The organism is Kitasatospora sp. NPDC004799 (assembly GCF_040609095.1).
Taxonomy (GTDB): Bacteria; Actinomycetota; Actinomycetes; order Streptomycetales; family Streptomycetaceae; genus Kitasatospora.
On record NZ_JBEXJK010000251.1, the window covers coordinates 1 to 12,329 of the forward strand.

Consider the following 12,329-nt stretch of genomic DNA (forward strand, 5'->3'; position numbering starts at 1 on the left):
CATCCTGCAGAAGCTCGAACTCCGCGACCGCATCCAGGCCGTGGTCTTCGCCTACGAGACCCGCCTCGTCCACCCGGCCTGACACGCGAGCCGGGGCCGGTGGCGCGCCGCCGCCCCCGCCCGGCGGACCGCGGACCGCGGACCGCGGATCACGGGCCGCGCGTACGCTGGCCCGGGGACGAGTACGCAACCACACGCGTTGCACAGACAGTCGTAGCAGGCGAAGACCAGCGGGGGGCGGGCCAGCGGGCCGCGGCCGCCGTCGACCAGGAGGTACTCAGACCATGACCGACACGACCGCGAAGACCCCGAGCCGCCGCCGCGAGCGCTTCCCCGGGATCTCCACCCGGGCCTGGGAGCACCCGGCGGACCGCTCGGCGCTGGTCGCGCTGCGCAAGCTGACCGGCTTCGACGACATCCTGAAGAAGCTCGCCGGCCTGGTCTCCGAACGGGCGATCCGGCTGATGTTCCTGGCCACCGCCGTGAAGACCTCCGAGCGCCAGTTCCCGGAGCTGCACGACATGGTGCGGGACGCCGCCTACGTGCTCGACCTGGAGCAGGTCCCCGACCTGTACGTCTCCCAGGACCCGGCGGTCAACGCGTACTGCATCGGCATCGACACCCCGATCATCGTGATCACCAGCGGCCTGGTCGAGCTGCTCGACGAGGAGGAGCTGCGCTCGGTCATCGGCCACGAGGTCGGCCACGCGATGTCCGGCCACGCCGTCTACCGGACGATGCTGATGATCCTCACCAACATCGCCACCCGGATCGCCTGGGTGCCGCTCGGCAACCTGGCGATCACCGCGATCATCACCGCGCTCAAGGAGTGGTTCCGCAAGGCGGAGCTGTCCAGCGACCGGGCCGGCCTGCTCGCCGGGCAGGACCTCCAGGCGTCCATGCGGGCCCTGATGAAGCTGGCCGGCGGCCACAACCTGGCCGAGATGAACGTCGACGCCTTCCTGGAGCAGGCCGAGGAGTACGAGAAGGCCGGCGACCTGCGCGACGGCGTGCTCAAGGTGCTCCAGCTGCTGCCGCAGACCCACCCCTTCGCGGTGGTCCGGGTCGCCCAGCTGAAGAAGTGGGCGGAGAGCGACGACTACCGCTCGATCATGGCCGGCGCCTACCCGCGCCGCTCGGACGACCCGGACGCCTCGGTCACCGAGCAGTGGAAGGCCGCCGCCGAGCACTACACGAACTCGGTCAAGGAGAGCAAGGACCCGCTGATGGGCCTGCTCCGGGACGTCGCCGGCGGCGCCGCGACCGTCGGCGGCAAGCTCCGGGACACTTTCACCGGCGGCACCGGCCGCGGCGGTTCCTCGGGCGGCGGCTCCACGGGCAGCGGCTCCTCGGACCGCGACGGCAGCTGACCGGCCGGGTCCGCGACGGCCACCGGCCCGGGCCTGCTACGGCGGCCCGGGCGGGCGGCCTCAGCCGCCCGCCAGCACCCCGCACACCTGCCAGCCGGGCCGGGCGTGGTTGCCGGGGTCGACCGGCGTCGGCGGCGCGACCACCGTGCCCTGCTCGGTGGCCAGCACCGGCTGCAGGAACCCCGCCATCGAGGTGCCGCAGGGCGCCGGCCCGGCCTGCACCACCGAGTCCACCAGCCGCAGCTGCGCCGAGGCCAGGTCGACCCGGTCGAACTCGAAGGTCAGCTGCCGCCGCACGGTCTCCAGGGTGACCGGCGCTCCGGCCGGGGCCCCGGCCGGCTTCAACGCGTAGACGAAGGTGTGGTCGGTGGTGATCTGCAGGGTCGCACCGTCCGCCTCGTCGATCCGCATCGCCCCGGCCACCTTCACGGTGGGCGAGGCCAGCGCGACCTGCGCCGGGTCGAAGCGGACCATCCAGCCGGTCACCGCGTGGTGCCGGTCGTCCACCGGCTGCGCCACGCTCGCGTCGAACTCCGTCTGCTCACCGGGCGTGACGAAGGCCCGTACGTCCGCGGTGGCGCCCCGGACCAGCGCGGCCGGGGACAGCGAGGAGGCGACCAGGTAGCGCTGGACGGTGTCGAGCGCCTTGGTCACCTCGACCCGGCTGAAGTGGCCGGTGGCGGCCCCGGTCGGGGTGTTCAGCCCGAGCGCGCCGTCCCCGTACCCGGTCGGCAGGGCGGCGAACGGGTTCGCCGGGTCGGCGACCGGCCGGACGGCCGACGCCGGGCTCAACGCGACCAGGCTGACCGTCAGTTGGCTGCCCTCGGGCCGTACCGCGGCGCCCCTCGGCGAGCTCACCCCGAAGTACACCGCGGTCCCGAAGGCGAGCAGGATCAGCAGCAGCAGGACGAGCGCCTGGCGCGGGACGGTGCCCAGCGGCCCGAGCCGCACCCGCGGCCGGGTGGCCTTGCCGAAGGAGCCCGCCAGCCGCTCCCGGGCGGACAGCTCCTGGATGCGGGCAGCCCGCACGAACGATTCGTCGAAAACGACGGACCGGAATTCGTCCTCGTTGCCGGAACCGTCCTCGGGCGTACCCTCAGGAGGCTCTCGCGGGTCACCCACACCACCAGGGTAGGCGGACACCAGCGCCGCCACGAGGGTCCGGGAGCACATTCCCGGGAACGCTCCGTGACCACCGCCCCGGGGCGTGCGCCCGGGGCGTTCCCGCGCCGCGCCCGCGTCAGCCGGCGGGCGCCGTGACCACCAGCGGCGGCTCGGCCGGGGCCTGCCCCGGGTCGACGCCGGCACTGCTGCTGCCGGACTCGGGGCGCCGGGGCGTGCCCGCGGAGCCGCCCACACCCTGGTAGACCGCCGCGACCGCGACCGCCACCAGGCTCACGCCCATGATCACGGCGAGCACCCAGGCCACCGGCCGGTGCCAGCGCTGCTGGGCCACGTACCGCCCGCGGGCGCGCACCGGGTCGTAGCCGCGTCGCCACCGCCGCCGGACCCGGCGGTCGGCCGCCCGGCCCGGCCCCGACCAGGGGTCGGGGTAGAGGTGGTCCGCGTCGAGTCCGCTCGGGTACGGGCGCAGCTCCAGCGGGAGCCCGTCCCCGGCCGGGACGTCGTAGCCCCAGCCCGGGCCCGCGGTGTCCGGCTCGAACCGGGCCTCGGCGGCGGCGAGTTGCCGCTCCTTGGCGGTCGGCTCGTGCACGGCGGCGGACCGGACGAAGGCCTCATCGAAGACCACGGTGGCGAACTCGTCGTCCGCACCACCGTGGTCGGCGCCGTCGGGGTACGGGAAGCCCCCCACATCCTCAGCCACGGATTCAGCGTATTACCGGCCGGGCGATTTGTCTGTGGCTCCCGGCAGTTGGTCCGTCACACGTGTGACGGACCGGCTCCGCGCGCTGTTCAGCGGGCGTCCGCGCCCCCGCCCACGGTCTGCGTCGGCTCGCCCCGGACGTGCCCGTCACCGGTGACGATGTACTTGGTGCTGGTCAGCTCCGGCAGGCCCATCGGGCCGCGGGCGTGCAGCTTCTGGGTGGAGATGCCGATCTCCGCGCCGAAGCCGAACTCACCGCCGTCGGTGAAGCGGGTGGAGGCGTTGACGGCCACCGTGGTGGAGTCCACCAACCGGGTGAAGCGGCGGGCGGCGGCCTGCGAGGTGGTGACGATCGCCTCGGTGTGGCCGGAGGACCAGCGGCGGATGTGCGCGACGGCGGCGTCCAGCGAGGGCACCACGGCGGCGGCCAGGTCCAGCGAGAGGTACTCGGCGCCCCAGTCCTCGTCGGTGGCCGGCACCACGGTGGCGGGGCCGCCCTCGGCGGCCTTCAGCACCGCCTCGTCGCCGTGCACGGTCACCCCGGCCTCGGCGAGCGCCGCCAGCGCGAGCGGCAGGAAGGCGTCCGCGACGTCCTGGTGGACCAGCAGCGTCTCGGCCGAGTTGCAGACGCTGACCCGCTGCGCCTTGGAGTTCAGCAGGATGCCGACGGCCATCGCCAGGTCGGTCTCGGCGTCCACGTAGACGTGGCAGTTGCCGGTGCCGGTCTCGATCACCGGGACGGTCGAGCCCTCGACCACGGTGCGGATCAGCGAGGCGCCGCCGCGCGGGATCAGCACGTCCACGTAGCCGCGGGCGCGCATCAGCTCCTGCACCGAGTCCCGGCTCTCCCCCGGCACCAGCTGGACCGCGTCGGCGGGCAGCCCGGCGGCGGCGACGGCGTCGCGCACCACCGCGACCAGCGCGGTGTTGGAGCGGTAGGCCGAGGCGGAGCCGCGCAGCAGCACCGCGTTGCCGGACTTGAGGCAGAGCGCGGCGGCGTCCGCGGTGACGTTCGGGCGGGCCTCGTAGATGATCCCGACCACGCCGAGCGGCACCCGGACCTGCCGCACGTCCAGGCCGTTGGGCAGGGTGTAGCCGCGCACCACCTCGCCGACCGGGTCGGGCAGGCCGGCCACGTCGCGCACGTCGGAGGCGATCGCGGCGATCCGCTCCTCGGTCAGGGTCAGCCGGTCGATCACCGACTCGGCCGTGCCGGCCGCCCGGGCCCGCGCCACGTCCTCGGCGTTGGCCGCGACGATCTCGGCGCTGCGGGCCACCAGCGCGTCCGCGACCGCCAGCAGCGCGGCGTCCTTCGCGCCGCGCGGCAGCGGGGCGAGCGCGGCGGCGGCCTCCCTGGCTCGGCGCGCTACGGCGAGGACGGGGCTGTCGGCGGTGGTGAGGTCGCTGGTCATGCCGCCAAGGGTAGCGACTGCACCGGCCCTCACCGGGCGGTATTTCGCCCGGTGAGACGGCCTTGACGCGGCTCGCTCGCCGGGCCTCAGTACGGGTGCACCCCGCCCAGGTGCGGCGGCGGATCGCCGAAGCCCTCCGCCACCCGTTTGTGGTACGTCGCCCGGTCGACCACCTCCAGCCCGACGATCTCCCAGGGCGGCAGCTTCGCGGTGACCTTGTGCTCGCCCCACAGCCGCAGCGCGATGGCCGCCGCGTCGTGCAGGTCGCGGGCCTGCTCCCAGTAGCGGATCTCGGCGTGGTCGGCCGCGTAGCGGGCGGTCAGGAAGAACGAGTGGTCGTGCGCCAGCCGCTCCAGCGAGGCCCGCAGCGAGGACAGCGGGGTGACCTGCCCGGCCACGCTGAGCACCACGTGCCACAGCCGCGCCTGCTCGGGCACGGTGGGCGGCTGGGCCGCCCGGTCGCGTTCGGGCCGCAGCCTGCGCACCCCGCCGGGCCTCTGCGACGGCGGACCGGCCGGCTCGGCGGGGCCGTCCCCGCGTCCGCCGTCGATGCTGGTCAGCCGCCGGCCCGCCGTCCCTGCGGTCAGCGCTGCCTCGCGCCTGCGTTCCACCGGCGGCCTCCTGTTCGGCGATGTCGTCTCGTCCCCACCGGCCCCGTCGGCGCTCGGCCGACCGGTACGGCTGCGCCCCTCCTCGCCCGTGGCCGGGCCGCTCCCGGTACGGAGCGGCCCGCCGTCGCGCTGCGCCGAGCGGCCGGGCGGCCGGTGCCGGCCCGCCGGGCCGGTCAGCCGCGCAGAACGACCAGGTCGTCGCGGTGGACGACCTCGCGCTCGTACGCGGCGCCGAACTCCTGGGCCAGGTCGCGGGTGGACCGGCCGAGCAGGCGGGGCAACTCCCTCGCATCAAAGTTGACCAGTCCGCGGGCCACGATGTGGCCGTTTTCGGCAAGAAGGTCCACCGGATCACCCGCGGCGAACTCCCCGTCGACCTTGGTGACCCCGGCCGGCAGCAGCGAGGCGCCGCCCGAGACGACCGCCCGGACGGCGCCCTCGTCCAGGTGCAGCGTGCCGCGCGGGCTGCTCGCGTGGGCCAGCCAGAGCATCCGGTCGGAGGTCCGGCTGCCGGTGCGCAGGAAGAGCGTGCCGGTGGGCCGGCCGGCCAGCGCGTCGGCGGCCTGGCTGGCGGCGGTGAGCACCACCGGGATGCCCGCACCGGTGGCGATCCGGGCCGCCTCGACCTTGGTGACCATGCCGCCGGTGCCGACCCCGGCCTTGCCGGCGCTGCCGATCTCGATGCCGTCGAGGTCCTGCGGGCCGCGCACCTCGGCGATCCGGCTGGTGCCGGGGCGGGACGGGTCGCCGTCGTACAGGCCGTCCACGTCGGAGAGCAGCACCAGCAGGTCGGCCCGGACCAGGTGGGCGACCAGGGCGGCCAGCCGGTCGTTGTCGCCGAACTTGATTTCGGCGGTGGCGACGGTGTCGTTCTCGTTGACGATCGGCATCGCGCCCATCGCCAGCAGCTGGTCCAGGGTGCGGTAGGCGTTGCGGTAGTGGGCGCGGCGGCTGGCGTCCTCGGCGGTGAGCAGCACCTGGCCGACCCGGATGCCGTACCGGGCGAAGGAGGCGGTGTAGCGGGCGACCAGCAGGCCCTGGCCGACGCTGGCGGCGGCCTGCTGGCGGGCCAGGTCCTTGGGCCGCCGGTCCAGGCCGAGCGGGGCGAGCCCGGCGGCGATGGCGCCGGAGGAGACGAGCACGACCTCCGGGGCCTCGGGGCGGGCGCGCAGCTTGGCGAGCGCGTCCACCAGGGCGTCGACGCGGTCGGCGTCCAGGCCGCCGGCCGCCGTGGTCAGGGAGGAGGAGCCGACCTTGACGACGATCCGCCGCGCGGTCAGCACCTCCTCGCGCAGAGAGTCCTCGCTCATCTCGCTGTACGCCCTTCCGGTGTGGTGCGGGTGCGACGGGGCCCGGGCCCGGCCGTCACCCCCGAAATCTACGCGATCCGCGCAGGTCGCCCGCAGGGTGTTTCACCGGCTGGACCCGGGGCGGTCACGGGCTCGCCACAGCCCGTCCGGCAATCCGGATGACTGGTATGGTCCCTGACCGCAAGCCAGATCGGGGGACGGCTTCTTGCCCGCTGGACCCATGTCGTCATCGACCCTTCCTGTCACGACGGGCGGCGCCGCACTGGGCAAAGGCCGGGAACGGTCGCGGCCGTGCGCCCACGGAGAAAAGCGCACCATGCGTTCGTACACCACCAAGCTGACCGTCGCCGCGCTCGCCGCGGCCACCGCCCTGTCGCTCGCCGCCTGCGGGCCGGAGAACGCGGACTTGCGCCGCCCCGCCGTGTTGGCACCGAGTGGACGGTTGTTGGCACTGCGTGCACTGATCCGCGGTTCCGGTCCGCCCGTGCGCACGGCGTGCCCGCGGTGCGGGGTTTTCGCGCCCGCGGGTCACGGGGAGGCCCTTCGCGCGTGTCGCGCCGCTATCCGTCGGCCGACCGGCCCGTGCGGCTATCCGCCGGCGGCCCCGGCCAGGGCCCGGAGGCGGTGCTCGCGGGGGGAGAGGCCGTACGCGGCCCGGAAGGCGCGGCTGAACTCGGCGGGGCGGGGCAGGCCGCAGCGGGTGGCGACGGCGTGGACGGGCAGGGCGCGCAGCGCGGGGTCGGCCAGGTCGCGGCGGGCCCGCTCCAGCCGCTGGCGGCGGACGAAGGCGGCGACGGTCTCGCCGTCGGACTGCCGGGTGAACAGGCGGTGCAGGTAGCTGACGGAGATGTGGTGGGCGGCCGCGATCGCGGCGGGCGTCAGCTCGGGGTCGTGCAGGTTGCGCCCGATGTGGGCCCGGACGTTCTGGACCAGGGCCCGCTGCCGGGTGTCGTCGGGCACCGCGGCCTCGCTGTCCAGCTCCCGGGCGAGCCAGGCGACCACCAGGTCGACCACGACCGAGCCCAGGCGGGGGGTCTCGACGGGCCCCAGCAGGGCGGCCTGCCGGTCGAGGCCGACGAGGAACTCCGTGAGCAGCGCGCAGGTGCCCTCCCGGGAGGAGAAGCCGCGGCCCAGCAGCTCGTGCACCCGGTCCGGCGCCAGCGGCAGCAGGGCGGTGGGGAAGTCGACGCCGACGGCCTCGATCCGGCGCTCCGCGGGGGCCTGGGCGCGGGCGCCGAAGGCCCGCAGGTCGAACGGGTGGGAGCTGTCGAGCAGGTGCAGGTTGCCGGGCCCGAAGGTCTCGGTGCGCCCGGTGTCGCGGGTCAGGGCGAAGCCGCCGTCGAGCAGCAGGGTCAGGTGGAACACCCCCGGGTCCGAGCGGCGCACCCGGCGCGCGGTGCGCTGGAAGCGGGTCGGCGGGAAGGAGGTCCGCAGCAGGGTCACCGGCCCGAGCTCCAGGCGCCGCATCTCGGCCCGGAAGTCGTCGCAGTGGACGCTGGTCACCTCGCTGTCCCGGGTGCGGCCGACCAGCTCCCGCCAGCAGTCGAACCGCTCCCTCTCGGGTACGCCCTCGCTGCGGAACACGCTCTCCGTGCTCGTGGCCACCGTCCGCCCTTCCCTTCCGGGGTCCGTCCCCTTCCCGCCCGGCGGGGCTCCCCTTCCCACCGGTTGTCACCGGCCCCTTGCAGCCGGTGACACCGAAACCTACAAGGTCAGGCCGGGTGCGCCGCGTCCGGGCCCGTCCCCCCGGTGCGGGGCGCCCCGGACGGGAGCCCTTGCATTACGGCGCGCGTGCAACTATTGTCTCTGCATGTAAGGCGCGTCTGCAGCAATTGATCGGCGCGCGTACCACCCGGCGGGTCCCCCTTCCCCTGAGCGCCCGCCTGCTCCGCAAAGGCTTTGACATGTCCCTCAAGGAAATCCTCCCCGGCAAGCTCGGCTTCGGCACCGCCCCCCTCGGCAACATGTTCCGCGCGATCCCCGACGTCGAGGCCCTGGCCACCGTCGAGGCGGCCTGGGAGCACGGCGTCCGCTACTACGACACCGCCCCCTTCTACGGCGCCGGCCTCTCCGAGGAGCGCCTGGGCGAGGTGCTCTCCGCCAAGCCCCGCGACGAGTACGTGCTGTCCACCAAGGTCGGCCGCGTCGTCCTCGACGAGCCGGAGCAGGGCAGCCGCGACCTCGGCGAGAAGGGCGGCCTGTTCGAGCACGGCAACCCGAACAAGATGCTCCACGTGTGGACCGCCGACGCCACCGAGCGCTCCGTCGAGGACAGCCTCAAGCGCCTGCGCACCGACCGCCTGGACATCGTCTGGGTCCACGACATCGCCCAGGACTTCCACGGCGACCAGTGGCTGGCCAAGTTCGAGGAGGCCCGCACCGGCGCCTTCCGCGTCCTGTCCCGCCTGCGCGACGAGGGCGTCATCAAGGCCTGGGGCCTGGGCGTCAACAAGACCGAGCCGATCGAGCTGACCCTCGCCCTCGACGAGCCCCGCCCCGACGGCTTCCTGCTGGCCGGCCGCTACACCCTCCTCGACCACGAGCACGCGCTGGGACGCCTGCTGCCGATGGCGCAGGAGCAGGGCGTCGACATGGTCGTCGGCGGCCCCTACAGCTCCGGCATCCTCGCCGGCGGCGCCCACTTCGAGTACCAGGCCGCACCGCCGGAGATCGTCGAGCGCGTCGCCGAGCTGAAGGCCGTGGCCGCGAAGCACGGCGTCTCCGTCAAGGCCGCCGCCCTCCAGTTCTCCCTCGCCCACCCGGTCACCGCCGCCGCCGTCCCCGGCGCCACCAAGCCCAGCCGGATCGCCGAGGACGTCGCCGCCCTCAACGAGACCGTCCCGGCCGCGTTCTGGCAGGAGCTGCGCTCCGCCGGCCTGGTCGGCGAGGCCGCCCCGCTGCCCCACGGCGCCTGAACCCCCACCCCCCGTACCGGAACCCAGGAGAAGCGATCATGGCCTCCACCTCCGTCAGCCGCACCGTCCCCGCCACCCCCGAGAAGGTCTGGAGCCTGATCGGCGGCTTCGACGCCCTGCCCGACTGGCTGCCCTACATCCCGGAGAGCACCGCCTCCGAGGGCGGCCGCGTCCGCAGCCTGAAGAACCCCGAGGGCGAGGTCATCGTCGAGCGCCTCGTCGACTTCAACGAGGCCGAGCGGCACTACAGTTACGCCAGCAGGTAGCAGGCGGTCTGCACCGGCGGCACCACGGTGGTGATGTCCTTGAGGCTGTCCGCCATCGTGCGCACGCCCGCCCAGGCGACCAGGATGCCGAGGGCGACCCCGACCAGCCCGCCGAACAGCGCGATCAGCAGCGACTCCAGCCGGACCATCCGGCGGATGCCGAGCCGGTCCAGGCCGACCGCCCGCAGCATGCCGATCTCCCGGCGGCGCTCGAACACCGACATCGCCATGGTGTTGACCACGCCGAGCACCGCGATGACCACGGACATGCCGAGCAGCCCGTACATCATGTTCAGGAGGCCGGTGATCATCGAGCGGTTCTCCTCCCGGATCTCCTTCTGCCCCTTGACCGCGATCAGCGGGTTGCCGCCGGACGCGTCGCGCAGCGCCTGCTTCAGCTCGGGGGTCGCGCCGTCGCTGCCCTTGACCAGGACCTTCTGCAGGCCGGAGCCGGGCCGGGCGTGCGGGCCGACCACGGCCTCCGGAGCGACCACGTTGGCCAGCGCGGTGTTGGCCTCCAGGATGCCGCCGACGGTCAGCGAGCCCTTGACGCCGTCCGGGTAGGTGACGGCGAGGGTGTCGCCGACCTTGTACCCGGCCTTCTCGGCGCGGCCCGAACTGACCAGCAGCTTGCCCTGCTTGAGGGCGTCCGCGGAGCCCTCGGTGACCTTGACGGTGGCCAGCTGGTCGATGGTCGCGGCGTCCACCGCGGTCAGCCACTCGCTGTCGTCCTCGTTCTGCCCGGTCTTCACGGAGACCTCGCGCTCGGCGCTGATCGCGCTGACGCCGGGCGCCTTGGCGATCTGGGTGGCGATCTCCGGGGAGAGCGCGGAGAAGTTCTGCATCGCGACCGTGTAGTCGGCCTTGAGGTCGGTCGCGGTGGCCTTGTCCACGGCCTGGTTCACCGAGGCGCCGATCACGGTCAGCGAGGTGATCAGGGTGACGCCGATGGTCAGCGCCGAGGCCGTGGCGGCGGTGCGGCGCGGGTTGCGGATCGCGTTCTCCTTGGCCAGCTTGCCGGGGGCGCCGTACAGGGCGCGCAGCAGCGGGGCGATCAGCGTGATCAGCGGCCGGGACAGCAGCGGGGTCAGCACGAACACGCCGATCAGCAGCGCGCCGGCACCGGCGACGACCAGCTTGACCTCCTTGCCGCCCACACCGGCCGCCAGCGCGCCGGCGCCGGCCAGCGAGAACAGCAGGCCGATGGTGTTGCGGACCAGCAGGCCCTTCTGGGTGGCGGGCTGCTCGGCCGAGCTCATCGCCGCGACCGGGGCGATCCGGGAGGCGCGGCGGGCGGGCAGCCAGGCGGCCAGCACCGTCACCAGCACGCCGACGGCGAGCGAGGCGAGCACCGTGCCCGGGGCGACGATCAGCGGGCCGTCCGGCAGGTTCGCGTCCATCGGGCCGTTGAGCAGCGACTTGAGCCCGACGGCGATGCCGATGCCGGCCAGCAGACCGGTCACCGACGCGGTCAGGCCGACCAGCAGCGCCTCGACCAGCACCGAGCGGGTGATCTGGCGGCGGGTGGCGCCGATGGCGCGCAGCAGGGCCAGCTCCTTGGTGCGCTGGGCGACCAGCATCGAGAAGGTGTTGGCGATGATGAAGATGCCGACGAACAGCGCGATCGCGGCGAAGACCATCAGGAAGGTGGTCAGGACGGTGGTGCCCTTCCTGATCATCTCGTCCTGCTGGTCGGCGAGTTCGCGGCCGGTCTTCGCCTCGATGGAGTCGCCCTGCGGGACGGCCTGCTGGACGGCGGCGAGCAGCGCGGCGTCGTCGGTGCCCGGCTGGGCCTTGACGTCCAGTTCGGCGAAGCGGCCCGGGGTCAGGTAGAGCTGCTGGGCGGTGGCGGTGTCGAAGGCGGCCAGCGAGCCGCCGGCCACCACGCGCGGGTCGTTGGTGCGCAGGGTGCCGGTGAGCTTGAGCTGCATCACCGGGCCGTTGACCGCGACCCGGACGGTGTCGCCGACCTTGTAGCCGCCCTTGTCGGCGGTCTTGGCGTCCAGCGCGATCTCGGTGGCGTCCTTCGGGCCGCGGCCCTCGACCAGCGGGTAGCGCGGGTCGGTGCCGTCGGCGCCCGGCACGTAGTTGGTGCCGGTGGTGGAGAAGCCGTTGCCGATCAGCGCGCCCTTGCGGTCGGCGATGCCGGCGAAGCCGCTGACCACGCCGCGGGCCTCGGCGGCGCCGGGCAGCGCGGCGACCTTCCGCCGGGTCTCCTCGGTCAGGGTCGGGCCGGTGGTGGCCTCGTCGCCGTGGCCGAAGGCCCGGCCGGCGGCCTCGCGGTCGCTGACCGTGACGGCGATGTCGGTGTAGCTCTTGGAGTTCTGGGTCCGGAGCGCGTTGCCGAAGGTGTCGGAGAAGACCAGCGTGCCGGCCACGAAGGCGGTGCCGAGCATGACGGCCAGTACCGTCATCAGCAGTCGGCCCTTGTGGGCGAGCACATTGCGCAGTGCGGTGCGGAACATGGGGGAGTGTCAGTCCTGGGGTACTCGGGGACGGGTGGCTGCGGGCTTTCGGGGGCTGCTAGCTGGTGCGGCCCTTGGCGTCGAAGCGGCGCATGCGGTCCAGGACGGTGTCGGCGGTGGGCTGGTGGAGTTCGTCGACGATGCGGCCGTCGGCG

9 protein-coding genes and 2 pseudogenes are annotated in these 12,329 nt (G+C 74.1%); 3 read left to right on the top strand and 8 right to left on the bottom strand.

Going from position 1 to position 12,329, the window contains the following annotated elements; all coding sequences use genetic code 11:
- Window positions 1–284: 284 nt before the first annotated feature.
- Window positions 285–1,370 (top strand): M48 family metallopeptidase, encoded by a 1,086-nt coding sequence (locus tag ABZW03_RS26965; protein ID WP_355263378.1) that lies wholly within the window; start codon window positions 285–287, stop codon window positions 1,368–1,370.
- A gap of 60 nt (window positions 1,371–1,430) precedes the next feature.
- On the opposite strand, the gene ABZW03_RS26970 is transcribed toward ABZW03_RS26965, so the two are convergent.
- The 6 genes from ABZW03_RS26970 to ABZW03_RS26995 form a co-directional block, all read right to left on the bottom strand.
- Window positions 1,431–2,399, bottom strand: a complete 969-nt coding sequence (locus ABZW03_RS26970; protein WP_355263381.1) for a hypothetical protein — start codon at window positions 2,397–2,399, stop codon at window positions 1,431–1,433.
- 211 nt (window positions 2,400–2,610) lie between these two features.
- Window positions 2,611–3,195: a hypothetical protein gene (locus tag ABZW03_RS26975; RefSeq protein ID WP_355263384.1), complete on the bottom strand. Its 585-nt coding sequence runs from the start codon at window positions 3,193–3,195 to the stop codon at window positions 2,611–2,613.
- Window positions 3,196–3,284: 89 nt separating this feature from the next.
- The gene (locus tag ABZW03_RS26980; protein ID WP_355263387.1) at window positions 3,285–4,607 is read right to left on the bottom strand and encodes a glutamate-5-semialdehyde dehydrogenase; all 1,323 of its coding nucleotides are present in this window, start codon (window positions 4,605–4,607) and stop codon (window positions 3,285–3,287) included.
- Window positions 4,608–4,693: 86 nt separating this feature from the next.
- Window positions 4,694–5,218 carry a hypothetical protein gene (locus tag ABZW03_RS26985; RefSeq protein ID WP_355263390.1) on the bottom strand — a complete coding sequence of 175 codons (525 nt, stop codon included), beginning with the start codon at window positions 5,216–5,218 and terminating at the stop codon, window positions 4,694–4,696.
- A 173-nt stretch (window positions 5,219–5,391) separates the two neighbouring features.
- Complete coding sequence (gene proB, locus ABZW03_RS26990; protein ID WP_355263393.1) at window positions 5,392–6,528, bottom strand: glutamate 5-kinase; 1,137 nt, start codon at window positions 6,526–6,528, stop codon at window positions 5,392–5,394.
- A 588-nt stretch (window positions 6,529–7,116) separates the two neighbouring features.
- Window positions 7,117–8,133 carry an AraC family transcriptional regulator gene (locus tag ABZW03_RS26995; protein ID WP_355263396.1) on the bottom strand — a complete coding sequence of 339 codons (1,017 nt, stop codon included), beginning with the start codon at window positions 8,131–8,133 and terminating at the stop codon, window positions 7,117–7,119.
- Window positions 8,134–8,432: 299 nt separating this feature from the next.
- Here ABZW03_RS26995 and ABZW03_RS27000 point away from each other — a divergent pair, with 299 nt between their 5' ends.
- Both ABZW03_RS27000 and ABZW03_RS27005 read left to right on the top strand, forming a co-directional pair.
- A complete protein-coding gene (locus ABZW03_RS27000; protein ID WP_355263399.1) occupies window positions 8,433–9,443 on the top strand; it encodes an aldo/keto reductase in 1,011 nt (336 codons plus the stop codon).
- Window positions 9,444–9,481: 38 nt separating this feature from the next.
- Window positions 9,482–9,700: pseudogene (locus ABZW03_RS27005) on the top strand (SRPBCC family protein); the annotation flags it as partial.
- Here the strand turns inward: ABZW03_RS27005 and ABZW03_RS27010 are convergent.
- Entirely contained in the window at window positions 9,694–12,174 is a 2,481-nt protein-coding gene (locus ABZW03_RS27010; protein ID WP_355263402.1) for an FtsX-like permease family protein, read from the bottom strand. The pseudogene ABZW03_RS27005 and the gene ABZW03_RS27010 overlap by 7 nt on opposite strands.
- Window positions 12,175–12,232: 58 nt before the next feature.
- Window positions 12,233–12,329 (bottom strand): annotated as a pseudogene (locus tag ABZW03_RS27015) (ABC transporter ATP-binding protein); the annotation flags it as partial.